This is a genomic window from Bacillus cereus group sp. BfR-BA-01380 (genome assembly GCF_022663535.1).
Taxonomy (GTDB): domain Bacteria; phylum Bacillota; class Bacilli; order Bacillales; family Bacillaceae_G; genus Bacillus_A; species Bacillus_A cereus_BB.
The window spans coordinates 63,128-78,321 of the sequence record NZ_JAKUFS010000023.1; the positions used below are offsets into that span (position 1 = coordinate 63,128).

Genomic DNA, 15,194 nt, shown 5'->3' on the forward strand with positions numbered 1-15,194 from the left:
ACTCTATTTTTCTATAAGATATGTCTCTAGCTGTTCTCTTACTGCTTGTAATTGTGTAGAAACTTGAGGGATGTTATATCCAACATATAGTGGTGAAACGACAAACCGGGGAACAATTTTACATATAATTTTTCCCTCTAAGTTATAAAAGAACATGTTATAACTATTACATCGTTTATGAAAATCTTGTAATACGTAGCGTACCGTTTTTTGAATGTAATCGGCCATCAAATCAATTTGATTTGTATTTTCTATTATAATGTTAAACTCTGTAAAACCGATAATTGGATGCGTGGAAATATTCAGTTCAATTCCGTGTTCTTTGCTTACAATGATTCCTTTAAAGTGTTCGGTTCTTACATTTTGACGATAGTCGACTTGTTCCATACCAATAATTTGCATATGTGCATGGTGGATTGTTCCCCCTGATAGAGGTCCATGGTTTTTATATAAAATAACAGATTGGAATTTTCCGCTTTCTTCTAACGATAACCAGTGCCCAACTGAAAATCGGATAAGTTTTCGCATATGCTTTTGTGTATAGGTTGCAATATGATCATGACAATTATCGATTTCGATAATGACCGTTTGTAATGTATTTTGTAATGTTGGATATTTATTTTTTAGCCAAATGATTGTTTCATCCGTTCCTAAAATGTTGCTTAGTTGTGTTTGATCGCAAAATGGGCAAGCTGTTTCTTTATTTTGAATGCTTTCTGGTTTTTGTTGTCCAATATGATTTAAAAAGTATAGCTGTTGTTGTGTCTCCATTTTTTTCCCCCTGCATCCGTATGTATATGAGAAATTACCCTATATTTGGAGTGTCGTTAAGGAATACTTGAAAAGGTTCTGCGTATTTTGTCGGTGTAAATTCAATCATTTCATAACGAGCGATATGATGAATATAAAATGGATCTTCCGCAATAATTGCTTCTGCCTCTTGTTTCGATACGGTATTCATTAAAATGATTCCACCAACGCGAGGATTGCGGCGTCCTGAAAATATAAACTTATTTAGGTTGTAGTATTTATCCAAAAATTGAATGTGCTCCTTCAGATAATGCTCTACAACTTCAAGTGGTTGGATATAATTTACCATTGTTAAAAACATATTTCTCTCCCCCGTATCTGTCGAATTCTGACTGGTATATATTCGTGAAAAGTCAGTCTAAATCCTTTATAGTGGAGGAAGGAAAAAATTGGTAGAGGGGAGTTATCATATGGAAGAAGAAAAAAACGTATCGTTGCGAGAGATATGGCGTATTGCAAATCCCTCAAAAAGGTTATTTGCGATCGGATTAAATTCTTGTATTAGAGGATGGGAATATTACAGGTGTAGGTACACATGAGGAACTTATGGAGAATCATGCATATTACAAAAAAATTGCTGTTTTTCTTTTATTATTCAAATGATGTGAGATAACAACGCTACTTACAAGTGTCATCATGGCTTTCTTCATATTTGTCCCCCTTTTATAAATTGTTCATTTCATCAACGATTGGTTTTGCGTCAATTAAAATTTGAATAACAGTTTTTACGATATCCATCATTTCCGCTTCCTCCTTTTTACATGTTGTTTAATTCTTGTACCACAGCTTTACCATTCACCAATACTTCTAAGATTGCTTTTACCATATTCATCATCTTATTTGCCTCTCTTCCGCTTGTTTATACTCTTATTGTATCGGGAAGCTTGTTTTGTAACTATCGATTTCCATTACGGCAATATAACAGTTTTGTAAGGATCATTGTTATGTAATGAAAGGTTCTTTTGGCTGTGTAACAGTTGTCTTTTATGTATGAACATGTCTATTTCCATTATTTTCAGAAAAATGACTATCCAAACGTGTTTTAGGAGAGTATAATGAAAAGGTAAGTATAAAATTCCGTACGAAAGAGGTGAAAGAGATGAATCGTTCTATAGTTATGCGCACGCAATTTTTAGATTTTATCTACATTTGTCGTGCAATTTTTCATCGTGTAGTTGCTAACGGGATACGTATGCCCTTTTTTAGCAATTGCATAATGACTATTGAACGATAGAGATCTCTTCACCCATTTTATAGAAACGTGTGAAAAGGGAACTGTTGCTAGTTCCTTTTTCTATTTGGAAATAAAAGCCGTGGGTAAGGTTCTTTACTCATGGCTTTTTTACGTTGAAAGGAGTACGGAAAAAATGATGATTTGTAGTGTAAACAATATAGCGAAGACGTTTGGTGGAAATAGAATATTTGAAAATATATCCTTTGAGATAAAGGAAGGCGACCGTATTGGGTTAGTTGGTCGAAATGGAAGTGGAAAAACGACGATTTTTCAACTGTTAACGGGAATTGAACATGTGGATTGCGGTGCGATTCATATGAAGAAAGGTACACGTATTGGTCATGTTGCCCAAATTCCGAAGTTTACGGAAGGAATGACTGTATATGATGTATTACATTCTGCATTTGCGAAAGAGCAAGCATTAGAAAGAAAGATGCGTGAACTTGAACAGAAGATGGCCATAAGTGTTACAGAAAAAATGATGGCGGAGTACGGAGAAGTACAGGAGCAGTTTTCGTTTCTAGGTGGTTATGAAATAGAAGCGAACATTATGAAAGTGGCCAATGGGTTGCAAGTGACGGAATTATTTTCGCGCAGCTTTATAGAGTTAAGTGGTGGGGAGCAGACGAAAGTAAGTCTTGCATATATGCTCCTTAAAAAACCCGACTTATTGCTTCTGGATGAACCGACAAATCATTTAGACTTATTTGCAGTGGAGTGGCTTGAGCAATTTTTAAAGGAATATGATGGGACAGTTCTTGTGATTTCACATGATCGTTATTTCTTGGATGAAGTCGTAACGAAGATTTTTGATTTAGAAGATGGGGAATTACATGTATATCATACGAACTATTCACAGTTTGTAAGGGAGAAAGAAGAAAGATTATTGCAAGAGTTTCAAGCGTATCAAGAGCAGCAAAAGAAAATAAAGAAAATGAAGGAAGCTATTAAGAGGCTTAGGGAGTGGGCCAATCAAGCGAATCCACCAAATGAGGGATTGCATAAACGTGCCCGCAATATGGAGCGCGCTCTAGAGCGGATGGAAAAGTTGAAGAAACCAGTCTTAGAACATAAACAAATGGGTCTTCAATTTGAAGGACAAGAACGCAGCGGGAAAGACGTTGTGATCATGAAAGAAGTTGGAAAGAATTTTGATGAACGTGTTTTATTTCAAAATGTAGAATTACATGTTCGCTTTCAAGAGCGCGTTGCAATGGTTGGAAGGAACGGTACAGGGAAGACAACGTTATTGAAATTATTATTACAAGAAATGAATCCAGATATAGGTGAAATTCGCATTGGTAGCGGAGTAAAGCTTGGCTATTTGTCTCAACATACGAAAGTGAATAGCAAACAAACGGTATTAGAAATGTTTAGGGACCATGTAGCAGTCACAGAAGGAGAAGCACGTCATATACTTGCTCGCTTTCTATTCTACGGGCCAGCTGTATTTAAAAAGGTGAATCAATTAAGCGGGGGCGAACGAATGCGTTTACGATTGGCGCAGCTCATGTATCAAGATATTAATTTTCTTGTACTCGATGAACCGACAAATCACCTTGATATTGAATCGAGAGAAGTATTGGAAGAAGCGCTTGAACAGTATAATGGAACGATTTTAGCTGTATCTCATGACCGTTATTTCTTAAATAAATTGTTCCCTAAAACGTATTGGATTGATAATCAAACAGTGTATGGGTTTACGGGGAATTACGCTTGGGCACGTGAAAAATGGGAAGAAAAAAGAGAGAAAGAGCAACAGGGCGATGTGAAAAAGAAACGAGTAGCAGATGTACCGAAGCCTATAAATAAGGAGATTATCAATGTGGAAGAGCAGCTTATGAATGTGGAGCAAAGTATATACGAGTTAGACTGCAAAATGGCTGAAACTGAAAATGTTGAAGAATTGGAGAAACTTTATAAAGAAAAAGAGCAGAAAGAATTATTAAGAACAAAATTATATGAGGATTTAGAGAATAATATAGATATGAAGGATTAAAAGCTGGTGTATACCAGCTTTTTTATATAATTGAAAATAAAAAAGTCTCTTGTATTGTAACGATTGGGAAAGACTTTCAAAAGCAAATGTTAGTTGGGAAAAGTGATAAAGTTATGTTTCAATCTAGTGCTGATTTTACAGGTAGTGCTTCTGTAGAGCACATGTTACAAAATACACTGAAAAAAATGGAAGTGGAAGTAAAAGGAGCAAATGTATGGAGCCAAAATAGCGGAAAGTCTTGGGAGACAATGTACGAAACCGTTCATACAAAAGCAGAACCTGTTCAAATTCAAAAAGAATCTATTGTAACAGGAAATAAAACAATTAATGGTGTATCAGCTAGAGCAGCAGGATTTTCAATTTTATTTGTAATGATTGTGATGCTGAGTAGCACAGGAACGATTTTAAAAGCAAAGCAAATGGGTGTATGGCATCGCTTATTGGAAACACCTGTTACAAGAGCACAAGTACTAGCTGGATATATTCTCTCGTTCTTCTTAATTGGTTGGCTTCAATTTGGAGCACTTATGATATTAACGAATCTATTATTTGATGTACAGTGGGGAGATATGTTAGGAATTATTGCGCTTGTCTCAGTACTATTACTTGCTGTTATTGGGTTAGCTTTATTATTAGCAAGTATTGTGAAAACGACAGAGCAACAATCGGCATTAGGAAATATCGTCATTATTTCAACGGGTATGATTAGTGGACTGTATTGGCCAATTGAAATAGAACCAGAGTTTATGCAAAAGATTGCAAACTTTGTCCCACAAACATGGGCAATGCGGGGTTTTACAGAATTAATTACTAGAGGAGGAGCACTGGCAGATATAACAGGATATATTGGAGTACTACTTCTATTTGCCGTTTTCTTCTTTGTCATCGGTTTAACAAGAATACGTTATGATTGAAAAAAGAAAGCAGAATTTACAGCTTGGCACGCTGCATTCTGCTTTCTTTTTCTTGTTCTTCCGATGGTCTAAGTGAAATGATAATCGTAATCCCGAACATGAAGATAAGCACTAAAAAGAGGACGAACGTCGGGAAGAACGGGAATAAGAGTAATGCTCCTAAGATAACGAGCATTAAACAAATATAGTTCAAAACATGTAGGAATAACTTGTCCATGTTTTCTCCCCTTTATTAAGAATCTGTTATTATCGTATGCATGTCTGGTAATGAATAGAATGGTTTTTGAAGAGAATTTTCACCTAATGTAAACGTGATAGAACACCTATATAAATTCAGTTTGATTTTTTAGCATCTTTGTCTAGCTCTACCTCCTAGGCCCTCATGTCTAAGAACCTTCCACACGAGGCTTCTGTATGAAAGAACCTTAGCCAATGGGCCTAAACAGTCGGCTCCGCTTTTCTTTATAAATCGCTGCTGGGAAGAAAACAAAGGTCGCATTCACTTTCTCTCTTTGTTTTCTCATGGGCCACTTCGGCACGATATCTTCCACCAAAAAGAAAATACTTTTCAATGTATATTTATATATATGTAGCGTGTCATCACGTATAAAGTGAAACTTTAATCAGTGGGGGTTTCTTCATCCCCCACTGATTATCAGCCCTCACCAATCGGGCTTTTACGGGCAGTTTATCTCCCACCTAACTTCGTAAGAAAAGCGGAAGCGGCTCGTTCAGAATCGCAGGACGTTGGAGCCCCTGACAGGGAGGCGCTTTTCGCCTCGTCCGAGGGGGCGAAACGGCCGGAGATTCTAGCCGCTAGAGCTGGACAATGTCTTCGCCGAATTTTGAGGTGGGAGTATTACTGCCCGTTAATGCGGGATAAAATAACAAGCACTCTTTCCAAAATGAAAAAGTGCTTGTTATTTTAAAATCTTTTATTTTTTTAATTTCGGAATTAAATCCCCTTCCAAAAATAAATCGGAAGTTGTTAATCTTTTATTTGCTTTTTCAAAATCTTTTTCTGATAATGCTTTTACTTTCTCTCCAGTTTTAAAGTTCCATACTTCGCCTTTTTCAAATGATCCGTGTTTATTTAAAAAGATATAATCACCTTTTGCAAACGAGCCATCTCGAAATGGGACGTAATGATTTTCAACGTTTTGATCAAATAAAGGTTGTCCTAAGAAATATTTATCATTTTGTTCAATGCCTAATAAGTATAGAAGCGTTGGCGTAATATCTAAATGACCGCTTGCTCGTTCGTCAATTGTACCTTGTTGTTTATTTAATTTTACACTATGAACAAGGAAGGGAACTTTATCATATTGACGATCGAACTTTTGTTGTAATTTAATCTTATCTAGTTCTTCTGGAGGTAATCCGGCATCATGGTCTCCGTAAATGGCAAGAATAGAAGAATCATATAAACCTTTTTCTTTCAGTATGTTGATAAAAGCACCTAATGTTTTATCAACATAGTGAACGGAATGAAGGTAGTTCCCTATTAATGTATTTTCTAGGTCGCCTAGTTGTAACTCCTTATGCTGAGGCGGCATTTCAAATGGGTGGTGATTTGATAATGTAATTAAGAAACTAAAGAATGGTTGTTTCAATTTTGGTAATTGATCCCCCATTTGATTTAGAAAATCCATATCTGATAGACCCCAGCCAATTTGTTCCCCAGGTTGAAGATCTTTTGCAAACATAGATTGCTGGAATCCTAAGTTACGATGCATAAACGCCCGATTCCAAAATCCACCTTCATATCCATGAGCTGAAAGTGTAGCGTAACCGTGTTCATCTAAAATAAATGGTAATCCTTCAAATGTGTTATCAGCGAAGTTAAAATAAATACTCCCGTTAAATCGAGATGGATGCATGGAAACTAACGATGTAAATTCACCATCTGATGTTCTTCCTTGGTCAGTCTGATCAAAGAAATTTGGGAAGTAAGTACTCTCCTTTTTAAGGCGATTTAAGTTTGGAGTAATTTCTTGCCCATTGACAGTTAAATCGATAACAAAGTTTTGCAAAGATTCAGCTTGAATGAGAATGACATTTTGTCCTTTTGCTTTTCCAAACTGTTCTCCTTTTTTAATTTCTTTATTTTGTTTGTGAAACCATGTGCTTATATTGTTTATTTCTTCTTTAGAGACATCTTCTTTTAAAACCATTGTATTGATATACTTGTAAACATCGAAAATATGGTAGTTTATAATTCCTAAATGCTCTGCAACCCACGAATTCGAAAAGCGAGCCGTTGCAATGTTTGATTCTTCCACGTATTTATACTTCTCTCGTAGCGGAAATAAGATAAGAAGTGCAATTACGAGGAATACAATTGCGTGAACGATGATATTTTTAGAGTATTGGAACAAGTCTTTTCGAATCATAATGACATAGACGACAATTAATAGAAAGATATCGAGGAAATAAATAATATCTTTTCCTTCAATCAATGTGAAAATACTGTCCGTTAAATCAGATACTTGTCCAAATTGTTTAATTAAGCTGATAGAGAGTAAATCATGGAAATACCGATAATAAATCGCATTAGATAGCAGCAATAAGCTAAACAGAAAATCTAATGTAAATATAGAAATAATCCGCCATTTTTTCGAAAATAAATGAATAATTGGCAGAATGAGTACAACTTCAAAGAAAGTAATGCGTATTGTAATTCCTTGTGGTTCAGCCAGAAATACGCTGTAAAATAAGTTTAGTTTCCATAAAAGGAAAACGATAAAAATAATGAAATCAAGCTTTGACAATATAAAGTTTTTCATCTGAGAAAATAATGTTGACATGCGAAAAATTCCCTTCCCTTTTGTATAAACACAGTTGTATTGGCTCTCGATAGTGAACGGCGTCATTTATAAGCCGTTTTTATTTTAACATGAATTAAGAGTTGTTCTCTAGAAAGCAAAAATTGGACAGGAGATACATCCCCTGTCCAATTTTTGTTAAAAGATAAGAACGAATAAAATTTGAGTTGTTTTTATCCTTCAGTGTGAAGAGAAAAAACAACGTCATCTCAGAAGACAAAATAATTGTCTTTGCTGAATAGGCCTATCGCATTTTGCTTACTTTTGCGGAGCTTTTTCTAATACATACCTTTCAATTGCATAAGCAACGCCGTTTTCATTATTTGTCAGTGTAACAACATCGCATAAATCTTTTATGGCAGCTTCTGCATTTCCCATCGCAACAGATAATCCTGCTATTTGTAACATCGGTACATCATTAAAATTATCTCCAATGGCAATCGTATTTTGTAAAGGGATATGAAAGTATGTTGCCATTTCTTGTAATCCGTTACCTTTATGGCCATGTTTGTCCATAATTTCTAAGTTTGTTGGAGCAGATGCTGTCACCATTACTGCTGCATCCTTTTCTAATGATTGTAGCAATTGTGTACGATTATTTTTATTGAATGTAAGGATGAAGAATTTTGAGATTTCAATAGTTGAATCGGATATTACATCTTCGATACTTTGAAATGTTGTAATTAAATTAGCCTTTAGTTGCTTTTCGGTAATTCGTTCAATTTCTTCCATTGTAACGTCAAGAGACTCTTCGTTTAGTTGAAAAGATTTTGTAACTTGTTCTTTCCAATTATAAGGTGCATACACGCCTTTGTTTGTATAGAGTTTATACGGAAATTTCTCCGCTTCGAGCTGCTTAGCAATTTCATATACTTTTTCTTTTTTCAAAGTACGTGAGTGAATGACCTTTCCATCGGCGTACACTATTGCCCCATTACTAGCCCCTAGTGGAAGAGATAATTGGTATTGCTCAAGTAGTTTTAAAATATCTTCTTTGGCTCTGCCAGAACAAATCATAACGATGTGCCCTGCTTCTTCAGCATTTCGTATTGCTTCTAAATTTTCATTGGAGATTTCTAGATTGGATGATAATAGTGTGCCATCCATATCAAGTGCGATTAATTTCAAAGTGACCACCTCTTTGTTTCCATCATACTAAATTGCGCGGTATATCGAAACTGTTACACATATATAAGTACAAACTGAAAAAACGACAGCAACCTATTTTTTAGATAGGAGAGGGCATCTGACCATGGATAGAACCGGTTAGGACCTCTTTCTATAAAAAAAATTGTAATAAATTCATAGAGCTATTGCTTAAATAAAATAGTTATGTTACATTAATGTTACAAACGTTACAGTTGTTGTTTTAATGTGACGTTAAATTACAAACTATGAATGAATTATTTCTTGAAGATGACATAAAATTTTAATTACATATAAATACTTATAAAAATAGGAGAGTGGAAACTATGGAAAATAAAGAAGTATTACAACTAACAAAAATGGATTTACTAGGATCAGCAGGAGCAGCAGCGGCATTAACAGCACTAATCGTATTTGTATCAAGTGTTTTAGTTTAATTTATAAAAAACGAGCGGAATATATACATCTTATAAAAGGAGAATGAGAGAAATGGAAAACAAAGAAGTATTACAACTAACAAAAATGGATTTATTAGGATCAGCTGGAGTGGCAACAGCGTTAACGGCATTACTCGTATTTGTATCAAGTGTTTTAGTATAATTCATAGCAATTTTGTATAGGAAGTAGAGCGGAAAACTATTACAAAATGTAAGTTATATATAGAAATCTATTAAAAGGAGAATGAGAATAATGGAAAATAAAGAAGTATTACAATTAACAAAAACGGATTTACTGGGATCAGCAGGAGTAGCAATGGCCTTAACAGCACTTATTATGTTTCTATCAAGTGCTTTAGCATAATTTAAATTGTAGATAAATTTGAATGTGAAAGAAAAGAGGACTTCGAAAAACGAAGTTCTTTTTTTATTGCGCTATTAGTAGGGAAAACGTTACTTCGTATAGGAAAGATAGAAAAAAGTCGAATTTTCTATGTGAGAAAAAGGAAGGTATTTGACAGAAAAGATAGAAAATTTAAAATTGATGAAATAAATCGTGGTACAATTTGTTTTTTTACTTACATTTGGAAGCGTTTACGGTTTTGGGAGAGGGTATTGGAAATTTATATTGTAGGGGGATGAGGAAGTTATGAAACAAAAATCTATGGATACTTTAGCGGCACAGATGGAGGATTTTTTCCCAGTACGTGATGTTGATCACTTAGAATTTTATGTTGGTAATGCAAAACAAACAAGTTATTATCTTGCGAGAGCATTTGGATTCAATATAGCTGCATATTCCGGTTTGGAAACAGGAAACCGAGATAAAGTATCTTACGTACTTGTACAAAAGAATATGCGTTTTGTTGTGTCAGGTGCTTTAAATACGAATAGCCGCATTGCCGAGTTTGTAAAACAGCACGGTGATGGTGTAAAAGATGTGGCACTTCTAGTGGAAGATGTGGAGAAAGCATACACAGAGGCTGTAAAGCGTGGTGCAGTTGCGATTGCTCCGCCAGAAGAGCTGTCTGATGAACATGGAACCCTTAAAAAGGCGGTCATTGGCACATATGGTGATACGATTCACACGCTTGTAGAACGCAAAAACTATAAAGGTGTGTTTATGCCAGGATATGAACCATTTGAATCTATTATTCCAGTTGAAGAAACAGGCTTAGTTGCTGTTGATCATGTTGTTGGAAATGTGGAAAAAATGGAGGAATGGGTAAGTTATTATGAAAATGTAATGGGCTTTAAACAAATGATTCATTTTGACGATGATGACATTAGTACGGAGTACTCTGCGTTAATGTCGAAAGTAATGACAAATGGAAGTCGTATTAAGTTTCCAATCAATGAACCGGCAGAAGGAAAAAGAAAATCACAAATTCAGGAGTACTTAGAGTTCTATAACGGAGCAGGTGTACAACACCTTGCATTATTAACGAATGATATTGTGAAAACTGTTTCTGCGCTGCGTGCAAATGGCGTTGAATTTTTAGATACGCCGGATACGTATTACGAAGAGTTAACGGCACGTGTTGGTCAAATTGATGAAGAGATTGAAAAATTAAAAGATCTAAAAATTCTTGTGGATCGTGATGAGGAAGGGTATTTATTACAAATTTTCACGAAGCCAATTGTGGATCGTCCAACTTTATTTATTGAGATTATTCAGCGTAAAGGATCGAGAGGATTTGGTGAAGGTAATTTTAAAGCATTATTCGAATCGATTGAAAGAGAACAGGCGCGTCGCGGAAATCTGTAAAGTAAAAATTATACTGCCTGTTAGAGCGGGATAATGGTTAGGAGAGATGCTCCTTCCCCCGCCGCTTTACTTTTAAAGCGAGGAGAGAAAATGATGAAGTTTATTACATTTCGTCTTCCTTCACAAGAAATGCGAGCTGGTTGGCTTGAAGGTGACAAAGTTATTGATATGCATATGGCAAGTCGAGGGGCGCTTCCGTCCACGATGCTTTCTTTTTTAGAGAAATCCGATGAATATATGGAAATAATCAGTAAGATTGGTACGCCAGAGAGTGGTATTTATCATGTTACGGATGTATTGCTTTGTGCACCTTTACCAAACCCGGGAAGTATCCGCGATTTTTATGCGTTTGAACAACATGTAAAAACGGCGCGCGGTCGCCGCGGTTTAGATATTGTTCCGGAGTGGTATGAGATTCCTGTTTTTTATTTTACGAATCATCGCGCTGTTATCGGACCGGAAGAAGCTGTTGTTTGTCCGGGTGCAACGAAGAAACTTGACTATGAATTAGAGATTGCTTGTGTCATTGGAAAAGAAGGTAAAAATATTTCGCAGGGGCAAGCTCATGAATATATTTTTGGCTATTGTATTATGAATGATTGGAGCGCTAGAGATTTACAAGCGCATGAAATGAAGGTTGGACTTGGGCCGGCAAAAGGAAAGGACTTCGCTACATCGCTTGGGCCGTATATTGTGACGAAAGATGAGTTAGATGTATATCGAAATGAGGATCGTTACAATTTAGAAATGACAGCTCATATTAATGGTGAACAATGGTCAAAAGGTAATTTTCAAGATATTTATTATACGTTTGCTGAAATGATTGAACGAGCATCTCAAGGAGTTACATTGTATCCAGGAGATATACTTGGTTCTGGTACGGTTGGAAGCGGCTGTATTTTAGAACTTGGAACAGAGAAATGGCTGAAAGCTGGCGATGTGGTAGAGTTAAACATTACTAGTTTGGGGACATTGCGTAATACGGTAAAAGCAGAAAAGGAAGCGGGGGATGAGCATGTATTATCGTCGCATGGGGGAACTTCCTCGTAAACGACATGTACAGTTTCGTAAACAAGACGGAACGCTCTATCGTGAGCAAGTTATGGGGACGAAGGGTTTTTCTGGTACGCAATCTATTTTGTATCACCATTACATGCCAACAGAAGTTGGTCATGCTTCTTTAGCACGGTCTTGTCAAGTGCAGTATGAAGAAGACGTGGCGTTAGCACATCGTCATTTTCGGACGAAAGAATATAGAAAACTAGGAGATGCCGTGAACGGAAGGAATTTTCTATTAGGAAATGAAGACCTATTAATTGGGGTTGTAAACGGAGAGGAAAAAATGGACTATTTTTATCGCAATGGCGATGGAGATGAAATGCTATTTGTTCATTATGGATCTGGAAAAATCGAGACAATGTTCGGTACGATTCATTACCGAAAAGGGGATTATATTATCATTCCAATCGGTACGATTTATCGTGTAATCCCTGAAGCGGGAGAATCGAAATTTCTTGTTGTTGAAGCATATAGTCAAATTACAACACCACGTAATTACCGAAATGAGTACGGACAATTGTTAGAGCATAGTCCGTTTTGTGAACGTGATATTCGTGGTCCAGAGGCGTTGGAAACGTATGATGAAAAAGGTGAATTTGTTGTGATGACGAAATCTAGAGGATACATGCATAAGCATGTTTTGCAGCATCATCCTTTAGATGTTGTTGGATGGGATGGACATTTATATCCATGGGTATTTAATATTGAGGATTTTGAGCCGATTACAGGGCGTATTCATCAGCCGCCGCCAGTACACCAAACATTTGAGGGACATAACTTTGTCGTTTGTTCATTCGTTCCGCGTCTATATGACTATCATCCAGAAGCAATTCCGGCACCGTATTATCATAGTAATGTAAATAGTGATGAGGTGCTCTATTATGTAGAAGGAAATTTTATGAGCAGAAAAGGTGTAGAAGAAGGGTCTATCACGCTTCATCCAAGCGGTATTCCACATGGACCGCATCCTGGGAAAACAGAAGCTAGTCTTGGTAAAAAAGAAACAATCGAACTAGCAGTTATGATTGATACATTTCGTCCGCTACGCATTATAAAAGATGCGCATGATATGGAAGATGAGCAATATATGTATAGCTGGCTAGAACAAGGCACATATACTGTATAAGGTGAATGACTATAATATATAAAGAAAAACAAGCATACTCATCTGATGAGTGTGCTTGTTCTCATAAAGGAATCGACATATATAAAATACCAGAAATATTTATAAAATGATATAAAAATATATAAATATAAACAGTTTTTATGATTTTTATTTCACTTTAATTAGTCATATAATAACGCACCACACCGTTTGGGATCATTCAAAATAGCGGTGGAAGGAAAAACTCTCGCTGCTGGAAGAACAAATTTTCCATTAAGTTATTGACGAAAAAAGATGAAATAAGTAAAATGAATGTAAATATTAAAATTTTCAGAAAATTATAAATGCTGAGGTGCTGAGTATGAAGCAAATCTTTCAAAAAAAGCCGATTACACAACTGTTGCAAGAGGGAAATCAGAAGAAATTAGATCGAACGTTGGGGGCATTAGATTTAACTATGTTAGGGGTAGGGGCAATTGTTGGGACAGGTATTTTCGTCTTGACAGGAGTAGTTGCTGCGAAACATTCTGGACCTGCTATTATTTTATCTTTTGCATTAGCTGCGCTAGCTTGTGCCTTTGCTGCCTTTTGCTATGCAGAATTTGCTTCTAGCGTACCGGTATCGGGTAGTGTGTATACGTATACATATGCAACGATGGGAGAAGTGTTTGCCTTTTTAATTGGATGGGATTTAATGCTTGAGTACTTATTAGCAACATCAGCTGTTGCTAATGGATGGTCAGCTTATTTTCAATCTTTGTTAAAGGGGTTTGGAATTCATATTCCAACGATTTTAGCTTCTGCTCCTGGGGCAGGAAAAGGTGGGATTATTGATTTACCAGCTGTTTGTATTATTTTAATTATGACGATTCTTTTATCACGAGGTGTTCGTGAAAGTGCCCGCGTAAATAATATTATGGTATTCATTAAATTAACCGTTGTACTATTATTTATCTTTGCTGGCGTTAAATATGTAAAACCGGAAAACTGGACACCATTTATGCCGTTTGGTTTTGATGGCGTAATGGTAGGCGCAGCGACGGTATTCTTTGCTTTTATTGGTTTTGATGCCGTTTCAACAGCGGCGGAAGAAGTAAAACGTCCGCAGCGTGATTTACCAATTGGTATTATTGCATCGTTATTAATTTGTACCGTTTTGTACATTGTTGTTTCGCTTATTTTGACAGGTATTGTACCGTATGGAAAATTAAATATATCAGATCCAGTAGCATTTGCACTTCAATTTATTGGACAAGATGGCTTAGCGGGTGTTATTTCAGTAGGTGCTATTACAGGGATTACAACTGTTATGTTAGTTATGATGTATGGTCAAGTACGTGTGTCGTATGCAATGAGTCGTGATGGTTTATTACCGAACCGTTTTGCAAAAGTACATCCAAAGTTTAAAACACCATTTTTAAATACGTGGATAACAGGGATTGTAGCAGCGCTTATTTCAGGACTTGTTGACTTAAGTGTGTTAGCACATCTCGTAAATATCGGAACTCTATCTGCGTTCGCACTTGTTGCAGTTGCAGTTATTGTAATGCGAAAAACACATCCGGATCTACCACGTGCATTTAAAGCGCCGCTTGTGCCGATTTTACCAGCACTAACAGTAATCTTTTGTGTGTATTTAATGCTTCAATTACCAGCAATTACATGGAAAAGCTTTGGGATTTGGATGATAATTGGAATAGGAGTTTACTTTTTATATAGCAGAAAAAATAGTGTGTTACACAAAGAATCTGATGATAAAAAAACCGTGAATCTATAAAGTGAAACTTCCATCAGTGGGGAGTTTTTCCCCCTGATGGTTAGTTGAACCAATCGGGCTCTTACGGGCAGTTATCTCCCACCTATCTTCTTTGTTTTCTCAGAATCTTGAGGTGGGAGT

The 15,194-nt window shown here is 36.2% G+C and carries 14 protein-coding genes and 1 pseudogene; 10 read left to right on the top strand and 5 right to left on the bottom strand.

Features of this window, described 5'->3' with window-relative positions; genetic code table 11:
* Positions 1–3: 3 nt before the first annotated feature.
* Both MR076_RS19215 and MR076_RS19220 read right to left on the bottom strand, forming a co-directional pair.
* Entirely contained in the window at positions 4–771 is a 768-nt protein-coding gene (locus tag MR076_RS19215) for a DUF4931 domain-containing protein (RefSeq protein ID WP_242223249.1), read from the bottom strand.
* A 34-nt stretch (positions 772–805) separates the two neighbouring features.
* Positions 806–1,111 carry a YciI family protein gene (locus tag MR076_RS19220; RefSeq protein ID WP_242223251.1) on the bottom strand — a complete coding sequence of 102 codons (306 nt, stop codon included), beginning with the start codon at positions 1,109–1,111 and terminating at the stop codon, positions 806–808.
* Positions 1,112–1,909: 798 nt separating this feature from the next.
* Between MR076_RS19220 and MR076_RS26605 the strand changes: the two genes are divergently transcribed.
* From MR076_RS26605 to MR076_RS19230, 3 genes and pseudogenes are all read left to right on the top strand, one after another.
* The gene (locus tag MR076_RS26605) at positions 1,910–2,044 is read left to right on the top strand and encodes an RAxF-45 family protein (RefSeq protein ID WP_313897351.1); all 135 of its coding nucleotides are present in this window, start codon (positions 1,910–1,912) and stop codon (positions 2,042–2,044) included.
* 133 nt (positions 2,045–2,177) lie between these two features.
* A complete protein-coding gene (gene abc-f / locus MR076_RS19225) occupies positions 2,178–4,043 on the top strand; it encodes a ribosomal protection-like ABC-F family protein (protein ID WP_242223253.1) in 1,866 nt (621 codons plus the stop codon).
* Between the two features lie 29 nt (positions 4,044–4,072).
* Positions 4,073–4,957 (top strand): annotated as a pseudogene (locus tag MR076_RS19230) (ABC transporter permease); the annotation flags it as partial.
* 16 nt (positions 4,958–4,973) lie between these two features.
* On the opposite strand, the gene MR076_RS19235 reads toward MR076_RS19230, so the two are convergent.
* From MR076_RS19235 to MR076_RS19245, 3 genes are all read right to left on the bottom strand, one after another.
* Positions 4,974–5,174 carry a hypothetical protein gene (locus MR076_RS19235; RefSeq protein WP_242223255.1) on the bottom strand — a complete coding sequence of 67 codons (201 nt, stop codon included), beginning with the start codon at positions 5,172–5,174 and terminating at the stop codon, positions 4,974–4,976.
* A gap of 718 nt (positions 5,175–5,892) precedes the next feature.
* Complete coding sequence (locus tag MR076_RS19240) at positions 5,893–7,764, bottom strand: LTA synthase family protein (RefSeq protein WP_242223257.1); 1,872 nt, start codon at positions 7,762–7,764, stop codon at positions 5,893–5,895.
* Positions 7,765–8,040: 276 nt separating this feature from the next.
* A complete protein-coding gene (locus tag MR076_RS19245) occupies positions 8,041–8,910 on the bottom strand; it encodes a Cof-type HAD-IIB family hydrolase (protein WP_277928545.1) in 870 nt (289 codons plus the stop codon).
* Positions 8,911–9,254: 344 nt separating this feature from the next.
* Between MR076_RS19245 and MR076_RS19250 the strand changes: the two genes are divergently transcribed.
* The 7 genes from MR076_RS19250 to MR076_RS19280 all read left to right on the top strand — a co-directional run bounded on the left by MR076_RS19250 (position 9,255) and on the right by MR076_RS19280 (position 15,074).
* Positions 9,255–9,365, top strand: a complete 111-nt coding sequence (locus MR076_RS19250; protein WP_242223259.1) for a DUF3948 family protein — start codon at positions 9,255–9,257, stop codon at positions 9,363–9,365.
* Positions 9,366–9,417: 52 nt separating this feature from the next.
* Positions 9,418–9,528, top strand: a complete 111-nt coding sequence (locus MR076_RS19255; protein ID WP_242223261.1) for a DUF3948 family protein — start codon at positions 9,418–9,420, stop codon at positions 9,526–9,528.
* Between the two features lie 90 nt (positions 9,529–9,618).
* The gene (locus MR076_RS19260) at positions 9,619–9,729 is read left to right on the top strand and encodes a DUF3948 family protein (RefSeq protein ID WP_242223263.1); all 111 of its coding nucleotides are present in this window, start codon (positions 9,619–9,621) and stop codon (positions 9,727–9,729) included.
* A 285-nt stretch (positions 9,730–10,014) separates the two neighbouring features.
* Positions 10,015–11,133 carry a 4-hydroxyphenylpyruvate dioxygenase gene (gene hppD / locus MR076_RS19265; protein ID WP_242223265.1) on the top strand — a complete coding sequence of 373 codons (1,119 nt, stop codon included), beginning with the start codon at positions 10,015–10,017 and terminating at the stop codon, positions 11,131–11,133.
* A gap of 93 nt (positions 11,134–11,226) precedes the next feature.
* Complete coding sequence (locus tag MR076_RS19270; protein ID WP_242223267.1) at positions 11,227–12,183, top strand: fumarylacetoacetate hydrolase family protein; 957 nt, start codon at positions 11,227–11,229, stop codon at positions 12,181–12,183.
* The gene (locus tag MR076_RS19275) at positions 12,149–13,318 is read left to right on the top strand and encodes a homogentisate 1,2-dioxygenase (protein WP_242223269.1); all 1,170 of its coding nucleotides are present in this window, start codon (positions 12,149–12,151) and stop codon (positions 13,316–13,318) included. Before MR076_RS19270 ends, MR076_RS19275 begins: the two co-directional genes overlap by 35 nt.
* Before the next feature lie 340 nt (positions 13,319–13,658).
* Positions 13,659–15,074 (top strand): branched-chain amino acid transporter BcaP, encoded by a 1,416-nt coding sequence (locus MR076_RS19280; protein WP_242223271.1) that lies wholly within the window; start codon positions 13,659–13,661, stop codon positions 15,072–15,074.
* Positions 15,075–15,194: the final 120 nt, after the last annotated feature.

Coding starts and splice junctions, on each gene's coding strand:
- MR076_RS19215 (WP_242223249.1), bottom strand. CDS start 771: ATGGAGACACAACAACAGCTATACTTTTTAAATCATATTGGACAACAA.
- MR076_RS19220 (WP_242223251.1), bottom strand. CDS start 1,111: ATGTTTTTAACAATGGTAAATTATATCCAACCACTTGAAGTTGTAGAG.
- MR076_RS26605 (WP_313897351.1), top strand. CDS start 1,910: ATGAATCGTTCTATAGTTATGCGCACGCAATTTTTAGATTTTATCTAC.
- abc-f (WP_242223253.1), top strand. CDS start 2,178: ATGATGATTTGTAGTGTAAACAATATAGCGAAGACGTTTGGTGGAAAT.
- MR076_RS19235 (WP_242223255.1), bottom strand. CDS start 5,174: ATGGACAAGTTATTCCTACATGTTTTGAACTATATTTGTTTAATGCTC.
- MR076_RS19240 (WP_242223257.1), bottom strand. CDS start 7,764: ATGTCAACATTATTTTCTCAGATGAAAAACTTTATATTGTCAAAGCTT.
- MR076_RS19250 (WP_242223259.1), top strand. CDS start 9,255: ATGGAAAATAAAGAAGTATTACAACTAACAAAAATGGATTTACTAGGA.
- MR076_RS19255 (WP_242223261.1), top strand. CDS start 9,418: ATGGAAAACAAAGAAGTATTACAACTAACAAAAATGGATTTATTAGGA.
- MR076_RS19260 (WP_242223263.1), top strand. CDS start 9,619: ATGGAAAATAAAGAAGTATTACAATTAACAAAAACGGATTTACTGGGA.
- hppD (WP_242223265.1), top strand. CDS start 10,015: ATGAAACAAAAATCTATGGATACTTTAGCGGCACAGATGGAGGATTTT.
- MR076_RS19270 (WP_242223267.1), top strand. CDS start 11,227: ATGAAGTTTATTACATTTCGTCTTCCTTCACAAGAAATGCGAGCTGGT.
- MR076_RS19275 (WP_242223269.1), top strand. CDS start 12,149: ATGTATTATCGTCGCATGGGGGAACTTCCTCGTAAACGACATGTACAG.
- MR076_RS19280 (WP_242223271.1), top strand. CDS start 13,659: ATGAAGCAAATCTTTCAAAAAAAGCCGATTACACAACTGTTGCAAGAG.